This is a genomic window from Microbacterium wangchenii (genome assembly GCF_004564355.1).
GTDB classification, from domain to species: Bacteria; Actinomycetota; Actinomycetes; order Actinomycetales; family Microbacteriaceae; genus Microbacterium; species Microbacterium wangchenii.
On the sequence record NZ_CP038266.1, the window covers coordinates 2,768,554 to 2,784,668 of the forward strand.

General features: G+C 71.3%; 13 protein-coding genes and 1 tRNA gene. 3 read left to right on the forward strand and 11 right to left on the reverse strand.

From position 1 onward, the window contains the following. Positions 1-14 precede the first annotated feature (14 nt). From E4K62_RS13420 to E4K62_RS13465, 9 genes are all read right to left on the reverse strand, one after another. Positions 15-90: transfer RNA gene (locus tag E4K62_RS13420), tRNA-Thr, on the reverse strand. A 71-nt stretch (positions 91-161) separates the two neighbouring features. After that, positions 162-1,664, reverse strand: a complete 1,503-nt coding sequence (locus tag E4K62_RS13425; RefSeq protein WP_135068238.1) for an alpha/beta hydrolase — start codon at positions 1,662-1,664, stop codon at positions 162-164. 11 nt (positions 1,665-1,675) lie between these two features. Continuing rightward, on the reverse strand, positions 1,676-2,833 hold the full coding sequence (locus tag E4K62_RS13430; protein ID WP_135068240.1) for a DNA polymerase III subunit delta': 1,158 nt from the start codon (positions 2,831-2,833) through the stop codon (positions 1,676-1,678). Positions 2,834-2,985: 152 nt separating this feature from the next. After that, positions 2,986-3,621, reverse strand: coding sequence for a dTMP kinase (gene tmk, locus E4K62_RS13435; protein WP_135068242.1), 636 nt, complete (start codon positions 3,619-3,621; stop codon positions 2,986-2,988). Next, positions 3,618-6,326 (reverse strand): type I DNA topoisomerase, encoded by a 2,709-nt coding sequence (topA, locus tag E4K62_RS13440; protein WP_135068244.1) that lies wholly within the window; start codon positions 6,324-6,326, stop codon positions 3,618-3,620. The genes tmk and topA overlap by 4 nt, the downstream gene beginning before the upstream one ends. Positions 6,327-6,702: 376 nt before the next feature. After that, positions 6,703-7,047, reverse strand: a complete 345-nt coding sequence (locus tag E4K62_RS13450; protein ID WP_135068246.1) for a TadE family type IV pilus minor pilin — start codon at positions 7,045-7,047, stop codon at positions 6,703-6,705. Next, positions 7,044-7,202, reverse strand: coding sequence for a DUF4244 domain-containing protein (locus E4K62_RS19065; RefSeq protein ID WP_135071375.1), 159 nt, complete (start codon positions 7,200-7,202; stop codon positions 7,044-7,046). Before E4K62_RS19065 ends, E4K62_RS13450 begins: the two co-directional genes overlap by 4 nt. A 137-nt stretch (positions 7,203-7,339) precedes the next feature. Next, a complete protein-coding gene (locus E4K62_RS13460; RefSeq protein WP_135071378.1) occupies positions 7,340-8,224 on the reverse strand; it encodes a type II secretion system F family protein in 885 nt (294 codons plus the stop codon). Further along, on the reverse strand, positions 8,221-9,237 hold the full coding sequence (locus tag E4K62_RS13465) for a TadA family conjugal transfer-associated ATPase (RefSeq protein WP_135068248.1): 1,017 nt from the start codon (positions 9,235-9,237) through the stop codon (positions 8,221-8,223). The genes E4K62_RS13460 and E4K62_RS13465 overlap by 4 nt, the downstream gene beginning before the upstream one ends. Positions 9,238-9,606: 369 nt before the next feature. Between E4K62_RS13465 and acs the strand changes: the two genes are divergently transcribed. Then, the gene (gene acs, locus E4K62_RS13470) at positions 9,607-11,577 is read left to right on the forward strand and encodes an acetate--CoA ligase (protein ID WP_135068250.1); all 1,971 of its coding nucleotides are present in this window, start codon (positions 9,607-9,609) and stop codon (positions 11,575-11,577) included. Between the two features lie 89 nt (positions 11,578-11,666). Here the strand turns inward: acs and E4K62_RS13475 are convergent, their stop codons facing one another. Next, the gene (locus E4K62_RS13475; protein ID WP_135068252.1) at positions 11,667-12,134 is read right to left on the reverse strand and encodes a RidA family protein; all 468 of its coding nucleotides are present in this window, start codon (positions 12,132-12,134) and stop codon (positions 11,667-11,669) included. Next, positions 12,131-12,349, reverse strand: a complete 219-nt coding sequence (locus E4K62_RS13480) for a Sp36 family protein (protein ID WP_135068254.1) — start codon at positions 12,347-12,349, stop codon at positions 12,131-12,133. The genes E4K62_RS13475 and E4K62_RS13480 overlap by 4 nt, the downstream gene beginning before the upstream one ends. A gap of 95 nt (positions 12,350-12,444) precedes the next feature. Here E4K62_RS13480 and E4K62_RS13485 point away from each other — a divergent pair, with 95 nt between their 5' ends. Together E4K62_RS13485 and E4K62_RS13490 are read left to right on the forward strand one after the other, a co-directional pair. Further along, a complete protein-coding gene (locus tag E4K62_RS13485) occupies positions 12,445-15,144 on the forward strand; it encodes a transglycosylase domain-containing protein (RefSeq protein ID WP_135068256.1) in 2,700 nt (899 codons plus the stop codon). After that, complete coding sequence (locus E4K62_RS13490) at positions 15,145-16,071, forward strand: metallophosphoesterase (RefSeq protein ID WP_135068258.1); 927 nt, start codon at positions 15,145-15,147, stop codon at positions 16,069-16,071. It begins immediately after the preceding gene. Positions 16,072-16,115 lie beyond the last annotated feature (44 nt).

Below are 16,115 nucleotides of genomic sequence, written 5' to 3' on the forward strand. Positions count from 1 at the left end.
GGTCGGGGGGGAAGTGGAGCCACCTAAGGGAATCGAACCCTTGACCTATTCATTACGAGTGAATCGCTCTGCCGACTGAGCTAAGGTGGCGCGCTTCGCTTGCGCGATGCACGATCATCGATCTTACCTGCTCGCGGACGCGCCCGCGAACACGCCGGGGGTCACCGGCAGACGACATCCGCCTCCGGCACGACGCCCTCCACCAGATACGCGTCGACCGTCTCGTTCACGCAGTCGTTGCCTTTCATGTACCCCGTATGACCCTCGCCCACCCGCGTGACCAGGACGGCGGAGGACAGCTGGTCGGCGAGCGACACCGCCCATTCGTACGGGGTGGCCGGGTCGCCGGTCGTGCCGATGACGAGGATCGGATCGGCACCCTCGGCCGTCACGGGCTCGCGCGTACCCGTCGGCTCGGCCGGCCAGAACGCGCACACGTCTGCGCCGTACCAGTAGTCCGCCGTCGTGGGCGCGCCCGCGCGAATGCGCTCCTCCGCCGCCCGCTCGGATTCCGCCGACTCGACCGGGTAATCCATGCAGTTGTACGCCGTGAACGCCTCGGTGGAATTGTCCAGGTACTCGCCGTCGGCACGACGGTTGTACGAATCCGCCGCCGTGAGGACCGCGGTCGCGTCGCCGTCCTCCAGCTCGGACAGCGCCACGCGCAGCCACGGCCACGTGCCCGGGGCGTACAGGGTCTGGATGATCGCGGTCATGAGCGTGTCGGCGCCCACCCGCCGGCCGTCGGCTGCGGCGACCGGCGCGCGGTCTACGCGGGCCAGCAGCGCGGCCAGATCGGCCAGCATGTCATCCACGGTGCCGGCGTACGGACAGTCGTCGCGCTCGGCACAGTCGGCGAAGAACGCCCGCAGGCTCGCCTCGAACCCGACCGCCTGCGCGGCTCCGATCTCGGAACCCGGAAGGGCGGGGTCCATCGCGCCGTCCAGCACCATGCGCCCCACTCGCTCGGGGTACAGCTGCGCGTACTGCGCGCCCAGCGCCGTGCCCCACGAGTAGCCGAGGTAGTTCAGCGATTCATCCCCCAGGACGGCGCGCAGCAGGTCGAGGTCGCGCGCCACGCTGACTGTGGAGATGTACGGCAGGAGGTCGCCGCTGTTCTCCTCGCAGGCGGCGGCGAAGGCTTCCGCGGATTCGGTGAGGCTCTCGTCCCACTCGGGCGTGCCCCGCCGGCCCTCGGGGATGCCGTAGAGGTAGTCGTCCATGTCGGCAGCGTCCAGGCATGTCACGGGGGTGGAGCGGCCCACCCCGCGTGGGTCGAACCCGACCAGGTCGTATGCGGCGGTCACCTCGGGGCCCGCCAGGGCGGCTGCGCCGGCGCGGACATAGTCGTACCCGCTGACCCCGGGGCCGCCGGGGTTGGTGAAGAGGGAGCCCAGGGGGTCACCGTCGGTCGCGCGCTGGCGGATCACCGCGAGCTCGAGTTCGCCGGCCGACGGGTCGCTCCAGTCCCGCGGCGCGCGCACCGTGGCGCAGTCGAAGGCGTCGCCCTCGCACCGGCTCCACTCCAGCTCCTGGCCGTAGTACGGCAGGAGCTCCGCCGATACGCCGCTCGTGTCCGGCGTGCGGGAAGGCATGGGCTCGGGGACGAGGAAGCACCCGGAGAGCACGGCGGCGAGGGCGAGCGTGGCGGCCAGCGCCAGCATCCGCGCGCGCCTCACGGCGTGGTCCCGGTGGCCACCGTGATGAGCATGCTCTCCAGCGCCAGCAGCGGCGCGACGTTCTGCTGGAGGTTGCGCCGGGTCTCGGCGATGCGGTCCAGGACCCCCAGCGTGCGCTCGGGCGTCCAGTCGGCCGCGATCGCGCGCAGGTCGCGCTCGTACTCGCGGTTGATGAGGTCTCCGTCGCGCCCGAACTGGATCACCACGACGTCGCGGTACAGCGATTGCAGGTCCGTGAGGACCCTGTCGATGCCGTCGCGGAGGCTCCGCGTGGCGCGGCGCTTCTGGTCGTCCTCGAGCGCGCTCAGCTGCCCGCGCACGGCCGGGGGGACGGCGGCGCCCGGCGCGACGCCCAGGGTGCGCAGCAGCGCTGCCCGCTCCTCCTCGTCACGCTGCGCGGTGAGCGCCTTCGCGTCATCGGTGGCGACCCGCACGACACTGCCCGCGACCTCCACCGCGTCGCTGATGCCCCGCACCCGCAGGACCGCCTCGACGGTCTCGGCGCGGCGGGCCCGCGCGTCGGCGTCGGTGGCCAGCCGCTGCGCCATCCCGATGTGGCGCTGGGCGTGGCGCGCGGATTGCTCGGCCACATCGAGGGGAACGCCCGTGCGCTGGGCGATGAGGGCGGCGACGTCGTCGACGTCGGGTTCGCGCAGGCGCAGCAGGCGCACGCGGGAGCGGATCGTCGGCAGGAGGTCGGCGTCACTGGGTGCGCACAGCACCCACACGGTGTGCTCGGGCGGCTCCTCGAGTGCCTTGAGGAGCACGTTGGAGGTGCGCTCGGTCATCCGGTCGGCGTCTTCGACGACGATCACGCGGTGACGGCCGAGCGACGGCGCGAAGTAGGCGCGCTCCACGAGGCGCCGGGCCTCGTCGATGCGGATGACGACCTGCTCGGTGCGCAGGGCGGTCAGATCGGGATGCGTGCCGGCGAGCACCTGGTGCATCGCCGCGGAGTCGCCGGGCTCGGCGATGAGCGCGGCGGCGAAGGCGCGCGCGAGCGTCGAGCGTCCCGATCCGGGCGGACCCACGATCAGCCACGCATGAGCGAGCATGGCGGGGTCTTCGGCGGCGGCGCGCAAGGACCGCACGGCCTCTTCCTGACCCCACACCGCATCCCACGGAGCATCCACGGGGGCAGCGAGGGCGGGCATGCGCTCCAGCCTAACCGCGCCCGCCGACCCCTCTCTCGCGCTCCCCCGCCCCGCCCCAGGCACGTGCGCCGAGAGTGCATCGTCTCGGCGAGAGTGCATCACATCCGGTGCGGTCTCGCCGAGCTGATGCACTTTCGGGGAAGACGGCGGCGTCAGGGCAGCAGGGCCGCGACGCGATCGCGGATCGTGGCGGCGATCGACTCGGGCGGAAGGGCCGCGTCGATCACCAGGAAGCGGCCCGGTTCGGCGGCGGCGAGGTCGAGGAACCCCGCGCGGACGCGGGCGTGGAAGTCGTCGCGTTCTGCCTCGAGGCGGTCGAACGGCTTCGCGTCGCCCTCCCTCCGGGCACGGGCAGCCGCCGGGTCGAGGTCGAGCAGCACCGTGAGGTCAGGCAGCAGGCCGCCCGCCGCCCACATCGACAGGTCGCGGATCTCCGCCGCATCCAGCACGCGTCCCGCACCCTGGTACGCGACGGAGGAGTCGAGGTAGCGGTCCTGGATGACCACGTCGCCCCGCTCGAGCGCGGGACGCACGACGGTCGCGACGTGATGGGCGCGGTCGGCGGCGTACAGCAGCGCCTCCGCGCGCGGTGCGATGTCGCCGCGGTGATGCAGCACGATGTCGCGGATCAGCACGCCCACCTCGGTCCCGCCCGGCTCGCGCGTGCGCACCACGGCACGGCCACGGTCGCTCAGCCACTGCTCGAGGAGGCGGGCCTGCGTGGTCTTGCCGGCCCCGTCGCCCCCTTCGAACGTGAGGAACAGACCGGATGCTGCGGGCGCGCTCACGACTTCTTCGCCGGCGCCTTCTTCTTCGCCGGCGCGCGCTTGGCCGCCGTGCGCTTGGGCGCGGGACCCTTCGCACGCTTGTCGGCCAGAAGCTCCACGGCACGTTCGAACGTGACATCCATCGCGTTCTCGCCGCGCGGGATGGTCGCGTTCGTCGTCCCGTCGGTCACGTACGGGCCGAAGCGGCCGTCGCGCAGGCGGATCGGCTTGCCGCTGGTGGGATCGTTGTCGAACTCCTTCAGCGCACTCGACGCACGCCGCGCGCCGTACTTCGGCTCGGCGTACTTGGCCAGCGCCTCCTCGAGCGTGATGTCGAAGATCTGCTGCTCCGAATCCAGCGACCGCGAGTCGGTGCCCTTCTTCAGGTACGGGCCGAAGCGGCCGTTCTGCGCCGTGATCTCCTCACCCGACTCGGGATCGGCACCGACGACGCGCGGCAGCGTCAGCAGCTGCAGCGCCATGTCGAGGTCGATCGTCTCCGGCGACATGGAGCGGAACAGCGAGGCAGTGCGGGGTTTGGGCGCCGCATCCTTCTTCGCCGTCTTCTTCTTCGGCGCCTCGACGACCTCGCCGGTGGCTTCGTCGACGTTCTCCGGCTCCTCCGGGTCGACCTCCTGGACGTACGGACCATACCGGCCGTCCTTGACCACGATGAGCTTGCCGTTCTCCGGGTTCTCCCCCAGCACGCGGTCGCCGGCGACGGGCGCGTCGATGAGCTCCTGCACCTTGTCGGGCGTGAGCTCGTCGGGGGCGAGGTCGTCGGGGATGTTGACGATGCGGCGCGAGTCCGGCTCGGCGGGGTCGGTCACCTCGAGATAGGGGCCGTACTTGCCGAAGCGCAACGTGGCGGTGTCGGTGATGCGCGTGGAGTTGAGCTCGCGCGCGTCGATCTCGCCGAGGTTGTCCACGACGTTGCGAAGACCCACCTGCTCATCCGAACCGAAGTAGAAGGAGCGCAGCCATTCGGTGCGCTTCTGCTCGCCGCGGGCGATCGCGTCGAGGTCGTCCTCGAGCGCGGCGGTGAAGTCGTAGTCGACGAGGTCGGCGAAGTGCTCCTCGAGCAGGCGCACGACGCTGAACGCGAGCCAGCTCGGCACGAGGGCCTGGCCGCGCTTGGTGACGTACCCGCGGTCGAGGATCACGTCGATGATGCTCGCGAACGTGGAGGGGCGTCCGATGCCCTTCTCCTCCAGCGCCTTGACGAGGCTCGCCTCGGTGTAGCGGGGCTTGGGCGACGTGGCGTGGCCCTTCGGCTCGACGTCGCGCATGCGCAGCGTGTCGCCGACGGCGAGAGCGGGCAGGGACTGGTCCTCGGCCTTGTCGGCGTCGCCGCGCTTCTCGTCGCGTCCCTCCTCGTAGGCCTCGAGGAAGCCCTTGAAGGTGTACACGGTGCCGGATGCGGTGAACTCGGCGACGCGGTCGCCGGCCTCCACGCGCAGCGTGACGGTCGTCGTCTCGTACTTCGCGTCGGACATCTGGCTGGCCACGGTGCGCTTCCACACCAGGTCGTACATCCGCTGCTCGTCGCGATCGAGCTCGCCGGAAACGGACGCGGGCGTACGGAAGACCTCACCCGAGGGCCGGATGGCCTCGTGGGCCTCCTGGGCGTTCTTGGAGTTGTTGCGGTAGGTGCGCGGGTTCGGCGGCACGGCACGGTCGCCGTACAGGGAGACCGCCTGCTGGCGCGCGGCCTTCACGGCCTGCGCCGACAGCGCGGTCGAGTCGGTGCGCATATAGGTGATGTAGCCCTTTTCGTAGAGCCGCTGGGCGACGCTCATGGCGTGCTTCGCGCTCATCGACAGCTTGCGTCCGGCCTCCTGCTGCAGCGTGGAGGTGGTGAATGCGGGCTTGGGGCTGCGCGTACCGGGCTTGGCCTCGACGGCGGTGACGGTTGCCTCGCCCGCCGCCTCGATCGCGGCGGCGAGTTCGCGCGCCTGCGTCTCGTCGAGGGCGACGACGGCCTTCTTCAGCGCGCCGCGGTCATCGAAATCGGTGCCGCGCGCGAGGGGCGCACCGTCGACGCGGGCCAGCCGCGTCGTGAACGCGGAGGCGTCGCGGACGGCGGACGCCTCGACATCCCAGTACGACGCCGAGACGAAGGCCATGCGCTCGCGCTCACGGTCGACGACGAGGCGGGTGGCGGCGGACTGCACACGGCCGGCGCTGAGTGCCGTGCCCTCGCGGCCCGAGCCGACCTTGCGCCACAGCACAGGAGAGACGTCCCAGCCGTACAGGCGATCGAGGACGCGACGGGTCTCCTGCGCGTCGACGAGGGAGGTGTCCAGCTCACGCGTGTGCTGGACGGCGTCGCGGATGGCGTCCTTCGTGATCTCGTGGAAGACCATGCGCTTGACGGGGACCTTGGGCTTGAGCACCTCGAGCAGGTGCCACGCGATGGCCTCACCCTCGCGGTCACCATCGGTGGCGAGCAGGACCTCGTCGGCGTTCTTCAGGGCGCGCTTGAGTTCGGCGACCGTCTTGCTCTTGCGGTCGTTGACGACGTAGTACGGATCGAAGTCGTTGTCGATGTCGATCGAGTACTTCCCGTACGCCTCTTTCTTGTCCGCAGGGATGTCCTTCTTGCTCGCAAGATCGCGGATGTGGCCGACCGAGCTGAGCACCTCATAGTCGTCTCCGAGGTATCCCTGGATCGACCTCATCTTCGTCGGCGACTCGACGATGACGAGCTTTTTTCCGTGTGCCACTGGGGTCCTTTCTCCGAAGCACACCATACACACGAGTTCCTGGGTGCAGCTCTGAGGTAGGGTGCCGGAGGTCCTGCGCGGGCCGTGGCCGAGGCCGGCAGCACGCCCAGCGGCGCCGATACCGTGACGGTGGCCACGAGTCCGTCCAGATCGCACGCCACCACGGCCGCCCCCGCCGCCGCCGCGACCTCCCCGGCCCGATCGCACGGGACGCCCGCCACCGCGCCGCTGGCGGCATCGGCCGCTGCCAGCGCCGCCGCATCCGCCGCCGCCGCGAGCTTCTGCCCGTGGACGGCCGCCCCCGAGACCGCGCACAGCGCCGCGGTGAGGGTCGCCGCCGCGGCCACCAGCCCCACGGCCGTCGCGGTGCCGGGCATCAGAGCCCCCCGGCCAATGCGCACGCCGTCGCGGCAGTCGGCGGCAGGCCCGGCAGCGCGGACGGGGCGCGGGCCGTGACGCACACGAGGTCACCGCGCGGCTCGATGTCGGCGGCGCCACCGGCGGCGGCGACCACGGCTGTCGCACGGTCGGCGCTCTCCCCGCGCGCGACCAGCCGGGCGGCATCGGCCGCGGCGTCCTGCAGGCGCACCTGGCGCGCCCCGGCCCCCAGAGCCGCGACGCCGAACACCACGACCAGGAGCACGGCGGGCAGGGCGACGGCGAACTCGGCCGTGGCCGACCCCCGCTCGCCCAGGAGCGAGCGGGGGCGGCGAGCGCTCATTCGACCGTCAGCGCGCGGCGGACGAGGTCGGTGAGGATGCCGCGCACCTCGTCCGACCTCATGATGACCACGAGCAGTCCGGCGAAGGCCACCGCCGCCATCGTGGCGATGGCGTACTCGGCGGTGGCGGCGCCGGATTCGTCGGCGAACAGCATCCGCCCCCGCCGGCGGGTGAGCGGCGGCGGAGCGGTCGGCCCGGGGGCGGCGCGGCGGGCGGGCGGCGCCGCGGCGGGGAGGAGGGGCAGGGACATGGCGGTTCCTTTCGTGGCGGATGGATGCGGGCACGAGCGGGTCAGAGGGTCAGCACGCCGGAGGAGAGGATGCTCAGCATCATCGGGGCGACCCCCAGAAGGAGGAAGGACGGCAGCGTGCACACTCCGAGCGGGAGGAGCAGCCGCGCGGACAGACGGGCGGCCCGCAGCCGCCCGTCGGTGCGGGCCCGGTGGCGGGTGAGCCACGCCGATGAGCGCAGCAGCTCCACGGCCGGAACCCCCGCCGCGCGGGAGAGGGCGAGGACCTCGTCGACGTCCGCGCCGGCCGCGTCGCCGGTGGCGTCGCGCACCAGCCCGCGCGCCCGGTCGATCGACGCCCCCCCGGCCAGGGCGATCGCGGTGAGTTCGGCCGCCATCCCCGGAATGCCGGGTGCGGCCGCAGCCCGCCGGACGAGCGCGGCGTTCCAGCGGTGGGCGATCACCATGAGGACGACTCCGCCCACGAGGCACGCGAGGCCGATCGGCGTCGTGGCGAGGACGAGTGCGGTGTCGAAGCCGAGCGCGAGACCCAGCACGACGGCGACCAGGGGCAACCAGCCCAGCAGCCTCGCGGTGGAGGCGGGCTCGGCCAGCGCGACGCGAATGTCATCGGCCGTACGCTGCCCGTCACGCAGCGCCGACGCGACGTCGCGAAGGCTCTCCGACAGCGGCGCCCCCACCGTGGTGGCCACCGTCCACGCCGCCGCGACGTCGTTCCACGCACCGCCCTCGGCGGCGAGCGCGTCGGACACCGCCTCGCCGCGCGTGACGGCGGCGCGCACGCGGCCGGCGACCGGGTCGCCCCCGTCGTCGAGGACGATCCACGCGCGGGACGGTGCCAGGCCTGCCCGCAACAGCACGGCCAGGCGCAGCACAGTGTCCGCCGCGACGGCTGCGTCCGGACGGGCCGACCTGCGACGCCTCATACCCACGGCGTCTCCTCGAGGTGCAGACGCCCGTCCCGCAGCACCGGCCGCCCGACGCCGGCGACCCGGCGGCCGCCCTGAGGGTCGCGCGCCAGATGCACGACGCATCCGATCGCGCTGACCACCTGGCGGGCCAACGCCGCGTCGTCCAGCCCCGCCAGGGCACCCAGCGCCTCCAGCCGGGCCGGCACGTCCGGCAGTCCGCTCGCGTGCAGGGTGCCGGCCCCGCCGTCGTGTCCGGTGTTCAGGGCCGACAGCAGCTCCCGCACCTCCGCACCACGGCACTCCCCCACCACGAGCCGGTCCGGACGCATGCGCAGCGCCTCGCGCACGAGCTGCGCCAGGCCGATCCCGCCCGCCCCCTCCAGGTTCGGCTGCCGCGCCTCCAGCGCGACATGATGCGGATGCCGCAACCTCAGCTCGGCGACGTCCTCGATCGTGACGATGCGCTCGCCTGCCGGCGCCTGGGAGAGCAGCGCCGCCAGCAGCGTGGTCTTGCCGGACCCGGCCGCGCCCGTGATGAGGAGGTTCACGCGGTCGCGGACGAGCTGCTTCAGCCGCTGCGCACCGGCGTCATCGGTGAGACCAAGGCCGACCAGCTCGTCCAGCCCCGGCGCGAGCGTCCGCGGGATGCGGACGGAGATCGTCGTGCCCGCGTGCGCGATCGGGGGCAGGACGGCGTGCACGCGCACACCGCCGGCCAGGCGCACGTCCACGCACGGCGTCGCGTCATCGATATGGCGGCCGCCGGCACCGATGAGGGCGACGGCGAGATCGCGCACATCCGATTCCGCCGCACGCCACTCGCGGACGCGGCGTGGACCGTCGCCGCGGTCGACGAACAGGCCGTCCGCACCGTTGACGAAGAGGTCGGTGACGCCGGGTTCATCGAGGAACCGGGCGAACGGCGCCAGCGCCGCGTCACGGGCGACGACGGGTGCGGGTGAAGGATTCCGGGTGGGCGGCGGCTCGGCAGGCGGACGCCGCGGTGCGACGACGAAGGCCTCGGGCATGCAGCGACGCTAGAGAGAGCGGGCAGACCCGGGTGACGGCAGGGAGCGATCCGTGGACAACGTCGGCGCACGGGAGGCTGGGGAGAACCGGCCCTCGAGGCCGGGAGGACAAGAAGGCGGCATCCCATCTGGGGGGAAACGGGATGCCGCCACGTGACAGGCGGTATAGGGGGGTCCGCCCGTCACGCATGCCGAATCGATGTTCGGGCTCCTTCAGTTTACGCCATCCCGGCAGGGGGCCGACCGACGCGCCGGACGCCAGCCTGCCAACTATCGGAGGTAGTCGGCCGTCGCGGCCTCGAACTAGATTGACCCTGTCGCGACGGCGGGAAGGAACGCCGTCCGGCCACTTCCCGCAAAGGAGCGCGCATGAGCAGCCAGATCGACCATCTCCTCTCCGAAACCCGGCGTTTCGCGCCTCCGGCGCAGTTCGCTGCCGACGCGGTGGGAACCGCGGAGCTGTACGAACGCGCCGCCGCCGACCGGGAGGGCTTCTGGGCCGATCAGGCACGAGACCTGCTGCACTGGCACACCCCCTTCACGCAGGTGCTGGACTGGACCAACCCGCCGTTCGCGGAGTGGTTCGCCGACGGCGAGCTGAACGTCGCCTACAACTGCCTCGACCGCCATGTGGAGGCCGGCAACGGCGAGCGGGTCGCGCTGCTGTGGGAGGGAGAGCCCGGCGAGGAGCGCCGCATCACGTACGCCGAGCTCACCGACGAGGTCAAGCGCGTCGCCAACGTCCTGGAGGGTCTGGGCATCGGCCACGGCGACCGCGTCGCGATCTACCTGCCGATGATCCCCGAGGCCGTGGCCGCGATGCTCGCCGTCGCGCGCATCGGCGCGATCCACTCGGTCGTGTTCGGCGGGTTCTCCGCCGACAGCCTGCGCGCACGCATCGACGACGCCGGCGCGAAGCTCGTGATCACCGCCGACGGCGGCTACCGCAAGGGGAAGGTGTCGCCGCTCAAGCCCGCCGTCGACATGGCGCTGGCCGACCGCAACGGCTCAGGTGAGCAGGAGACCGTCGAGCACGTGCTGGTCGTCCGCCGCGGCGGGAACGACGTCGAGTGGAACCCCGAGCGCGACCTGTGGTGGCACGAGGCCGTGCCCGCAGCATCCGCCGATCACGAGGCCCGGCCCTTCCCCGCCGAGAACCCGCTGTTCATCCTCTACACCTCCGGAACGACGGGGAAGCCGAAGGGCATCCTGCACACCTCCGGCGGATACCTCGCCCAGGCGGCGTTCACGAACCGGGTCGTGCACGACGTGCATCCCGAGTCCGACGTGTACTGGTGCACCGCCGACATCGGCTGGATCACCGGCCACACGTACGTGACGTACGGGCCGCTGGCAAACGGCGCGACGCAGGTGCTGTACGAGGGCACCCCCGACACGCCCCACCCCGGGCGCTGGTGGGAGGTCATCGAGAAGTACGGCGTCTCGATCTTCTACACCGCCCCCACCGCCATCCGCTCCTTCATGAAGATCGGGCGCGAGGTGCCGCAGCGCTTCGACCTGTCGTCGCTGCGCCTGCTCGGCTCGGTGGGCGAGCCGATCAACCCGGAGGCGTGGGTCTGGTACCGCAACATCATCGGCCGCGAATCCACGCCCATCGTGGACACGTGGTGGCAGACCGAGACCGGCGCCATCATGATCTCCGCGCTGCCGGGGATCACCGAGACCAAGCCCGGCTCGGCACAGGTTCCGATCCCCGGCATCGCGATCGACGTCGTCGACGACTCCGGCGAGCACGTGGGCAACGGCAACGGCGGGCTGCTGGTCATCACCGAGCCGTGGCCGAGCATGCTCCGCGGCATCTGGGGCGACCCGGAGCGGTACAAGGAGACGTACTGGGACAAGTTCGCCGACAAGGGCTACTACTTCGCCGGGGACGGCGCGCGCCTCGACGAGGACGGCGACGTGTGGCTGCTCGGGCGCGTCGACGATGTCATGAACGTCTCGGGCCACCGCCTGTCGACCGCCGAGATCGAATCGGCTCTCGTGGCGCACGAGTCCACCGCCGAGGCGGCGGTGGTGGGCGCCGCCGATGAGACCACGGGTCAGGCCGTCGTGGCTTTCGTGATCATCAAGCAGAGCTTCCTCAAGGCGCACGAGCCGGAGGGTCTCGCCGGCACGCTGCGCACGTGGGTGGGCGAGCAGATCGGGGCGATCGCACGCCCCCGCGACATCTACATCGTGGGCGAGCTGCCCAAGACGCGCTCGGGCAAGATCATGCGGCGGCTGCTGCGCGACGTTGCCGAGGGCCGCGAGGTCGGTGACACCACGACCCTGGCCGACACGGCGGTGATGAGCGTCATCAGCAAGCAGGTGAAGTAGCCAGCCCGATCGCCGAGAGTGCATCGCCCCGTCGAGAGTGCACCGCATCCGGTGCACTCTCGACGAGGTGGTGCACTTTCGGCGTGGCGTCAGGCGAGCGTGAAGACGACCTCGACCTCGACGGGGCTGTCCAGCGGCAGCACGGGCACCCCGACGGCCGAGCGGGCATGACGGCCGGCGTCGCCGAAGAGGTCGCCGAGGAGCTCGCTCGCGCCATTGATGACGCCGGGCTGCCCGGTGAACTCCGGGACGGAGGAGACGAAGCCGATGACCTTCAGGACGCCGGCGAGGCGCTCGAGGCCACCCGCCGCATCCGCTGCCGCGGCGATCGCGTTCAGCGCGCACAGCCGCGCGTACTCATTGGCGTCCGCAGCCGGCACGAGGCCGTGGCCGTCGCCGACCTTGCCGGTGGCCGGCAGGGCGCCCGACACGAGGGGCAGCTGCCCGGCCGTGAAGACGAGGTCGCCGTGCACCTTCGCGGGCACGTAGGCACCGGCCGGAGTTGCGACCGGCGGCAGCTCGAGACCGAGGTCGGCGAGCCGCTCCGCGACGCTCACGCGCCCTCCCCGAACTGCTGCGCGGCCTGCGCCGCGGCGCCGAGGCCGGCGTTCTCGCCACCGCCGCCGCTGGGCCGCTTGAAGTAGCCGACGAGCCCTCCTTCGGGTCCGGTCACCACCTGCACGAGCTCCCAGCCCTGCTTACCCCAGTTGTTGAGGATGGCGGCGGTGTTGTGGATGAGAAGGGGTGCCGTGAGGTATTCCCACGTGGTCATCGCGACTCCGGTCGTCGAAGGAGAGGGCGCACGGCTACGTCCGAGACGCATGCCTATCGAGACTTCGCCCAGGTATCTGGCTTAGCATCAAGCCTATGCCTGAACACAAACGGACGGCCACGGGTGTGCTCGGCGGTCTCGCCGGCCTCGTCGGTCTCAGCGCCGTCGCGGGTCTTCTCGTGGCCGCCACCGTCACTCCGGCCATCGCCGTCACGGGGGCAGCCGCATCCAGCGCCATCTCGATCTTCGACAACATGCCCAGCATCCTGAAGATCGACAAGCTCATGCAGCCGACCACGATCTGGACGGGCGACCAGGTGCTCGCGCAGTTCTACGACCAGAACCGCCAGCCCGTCGAGTTCGATCAGGTCGCGCCCGTGATGTACGACGCGATCCTGTCGTCCGAAGACCCGCGGTACTACCAGCACGGCGGCGTCGACCTCATCGGCACCACCCGCGCGCTGCTCAGCAACGCCCAGGGCGGGCAGACGCAGGGCGGATCCTCGATCAGCCAGCAGTACGTCAAGAACGTCCTCATCCAGAAGTGCGAGCGCGACGCCGTCGCCGAGCGCGACGACGCCGGTGAAGTCATTCGCACCCGCGATGAGGTGCTGCAGAGCTGCTGGACGGAGGCGACGACGGCCTCCGGCGTCGAGGGCTACGAGCGCAAGCTGCAGGAGATGCGGTACGCGATCCAGCTCGAGAAGGAATATTCCAAGAACGACATCCTTCTCGGCTACCTGAACATCGCGAACTTCGGCGGCACCAACTACGGCATCGAGGCCGCCGCCCGGTACTACTTCAACGTCCCCGCCGCCGAGCTCAGCCTCGGTCAGGCCGCCACGCTCGCGGGCATCGTGCAGAACCCCAACACGTACCGCATCGACCGCGGCGAAAGAGGCACGATCTTCGACGCCGACGGCGTCGCCTACAACAAGGCACCCGACGGCTCGATCGACGACGTCAACCCCGGCACGATCCAGGCGCTCAACACCCTCCGCGACGAGGGCACGATCACGCCCGAGCAGTACCTCGCCGCCGCCGACGGCTACAGCGCCACCAAGGGTCGCCAGCTCTACGTGCTGAGCCGTCTGCTGGACGACGGCAAGATCACGCGCGACCAGTACGTGGCCGCAGCCGTGGAGCCCATCACGCCGCAGATCACGCCCGCCTCGCAGGGTTGCGCCGCATCCGCCGCCCCCTACTACTGCCAGTACGTGGTCTCGGTCATCCGCAACGATCCCGCGTTCGGCGAGACCGCCGAGGAGCGGCTGCGCTCGCTGCGTCAGGACGGCCTCAACATCTACACCACGCTGGCGGTGGACGTTCAGAACGCCGCCCAGAAGGCGATGGACGACTACGCACCGGCCTCGGTCGAGGGCATGCGGTTCGGCGCCGCCTCCGTGAGCATCGAGGCGAAGACCGGCCGCGTCCTCGCGATGGCGCAGAACACCAGATTCACCGAAGACGCGGACGTCGCCGCATCCGATCCCGCCTACACCTCGATCGTCTATGCCGGTGACCGGCAATTCGGAGCTTCCGACGGCTTCGAGGCCGGATCGACGTTCAAACTGTTCACGCTCGTCGACTGGCTCGAGCAGGGCCGCTCGGTGAACGAGGTCGTCAACGGCCGGGATCGCCCTGTGCCGAACATGACCAACTCCTGCTACGGCGACTACGTCAACTACGACAAGACGCGCGTCCGCAACTTCAACAACCAGGCCGGATACAACGGCACGCCGATGCAGTTCACGCGGCAGTCGTTGAACACCGGGTTCTTCGGGATGGCCGCGGAGCTCGACCTGTGCGACATCGCCAAGGTGGCCAAGAAGATGGGCGTCACCCTCGCCAACGGCAGCGACATCGAGATGCGCAACGGCTACAACGTGATCGGGAGCGACTCCGTGTCGCCGCTGGCGATGGCCGGTGCCTACGCGACGGTGGCCAACGGAGGCGTGTACTGCCAGCCGAAGGTCATCGACCGCGTGACCGACACCGACGGCACGGAGCGTCCCGAACTGGTTCCGGCGCGCTCCTGCACGCCCGTGCTGTCGCCCGAGGTCGCCGCGACGGCCGCATCCGCCCTCGCCGGCGTCATGAACGGGGGCACCGGCGCGCAGGGGAACCCGTACGACGGCACACCGCTGATCGGGAAGACCGGCACGCATGAGACGAAGCAGTCGTGGATGATCGAGTCCTCCACGAACGTCGCCACCGCGGTCCTGGCGGGCACCGTCGAAGGCCAGGGCGACATCGCACGCACGTGGTACAACGGCCGCCGGCTCATGGACATCCGTTACCCGATGGCGCGTGACATCCAGCGCGTCGCCAACCAGTTCTACGGCGGCGACCGCTTCCCGGCACCCGACAACAACCTGACGCGCCGCGTCACCCGTGAGGTACCGGACGTCGTCGGGCAGACGATCGAGCAGGCCACGGCGACACTGACCGATGCTGGGTGGGAGGTCGTCGTCGGCGAACCGGTCGACAGCGACCAGCCGACGGACATCGTGGCCGCGCAGAGCCCGTCCGGGTCTGCGCCGGGCGGCACCCCGATCACGATCAGCCCCAGCAACGGGCAGGCCGGCGCAGTGCCCGATGTGACCGGCCAGGCCCCGGTCAAGGCGCTCGCCACACTCCGGCAGACGTTCCCCGAAGCGACGCTCGGCACGTGCACGGAAGACCCGGAGGGCGGCGCCCAGGGTCGCGTGACCGGAACCGATCCCGCCGCCGGGACCGTCGCGCCGCGGAGCACCGCGATCACGATCAACTACACCAGCGCGGACTGCGACTAGGTGGCGCCCGGCCCCATCGCCAAGACCACCCTCACGGCCCTCGGTGCCGTGGGGGTGGTCGGTGCATCCGCCGCCGTCTGGGGGATCGGGATCGAGCGATACCTGTTCACCGTCCGGTACGCCGCCCTCCGGGTTCTGCCCGCCGGCGCGTCGCCCGTGCGCGTGCTGCACCTCTCCGATGCGCACATGGCGCCCTGGCAGAGGCGCAAGCAGCAGTGGATCGCCGGCCTGGCCGACCTGCGCCCGGACCTCATCGTCAACACGGGTGACAACCTCGGCCACGCGGAGGGCCTTGCCGGCATTCGCGCTGCCTTCGCGCCGTTCGCCGGAATTCCGGGCGTCTTCGTCCACGGCTCCAACGACATGCAGGCCCCGTCTCCACGCAATCCGCTGCTGTACTTCTCCGGCCCGTCCAAGCGGAAGCCGGCGGTGCAGAACCTCGACGTGGACGCCCTCGACCGCTACCTCGAGGACGAGCTGGGCTGGCGCGACCTCGACAACACCGCCGCGGCGCTCGCGGTGGGCGGTCTGCGCATCCGTGCGTTCGGCGTCGATGACGCCCACCGCGACTGGGACGACCTCGAAGCGACCGCCACGGCATTGGCGGGCCTGGGCGACGGCGACCTGTCCCTCGGTGTCACCCACGCGCCCTATCGGCGAGTTCTGGACGAGTTCACCGACCTCGGCGCCGACGTGCTGCTGGCCGGCCACACGCACGGCGGACAGGTGCGGATCCCGGGAAGCCGGAAGGCCCTCGTGGCCAACTGCGACGTCCCGTTGGATCAGGCCCGTGGCCTGAGCGACTGGACCCACGACGGGCGCACCGTGCCGCTGAACGTCAGCGCGGGGATCGGCCACTCGATCTACGCGCCGGTGCGCTTCGCCTGCCGCCCCGAGGTCACGCTCCTCACGCTCCTGCCCCGCTGAGCCGCCGCCTCTCCTCCCCAGCCCCGTCCGGGCAGCCGGCCATC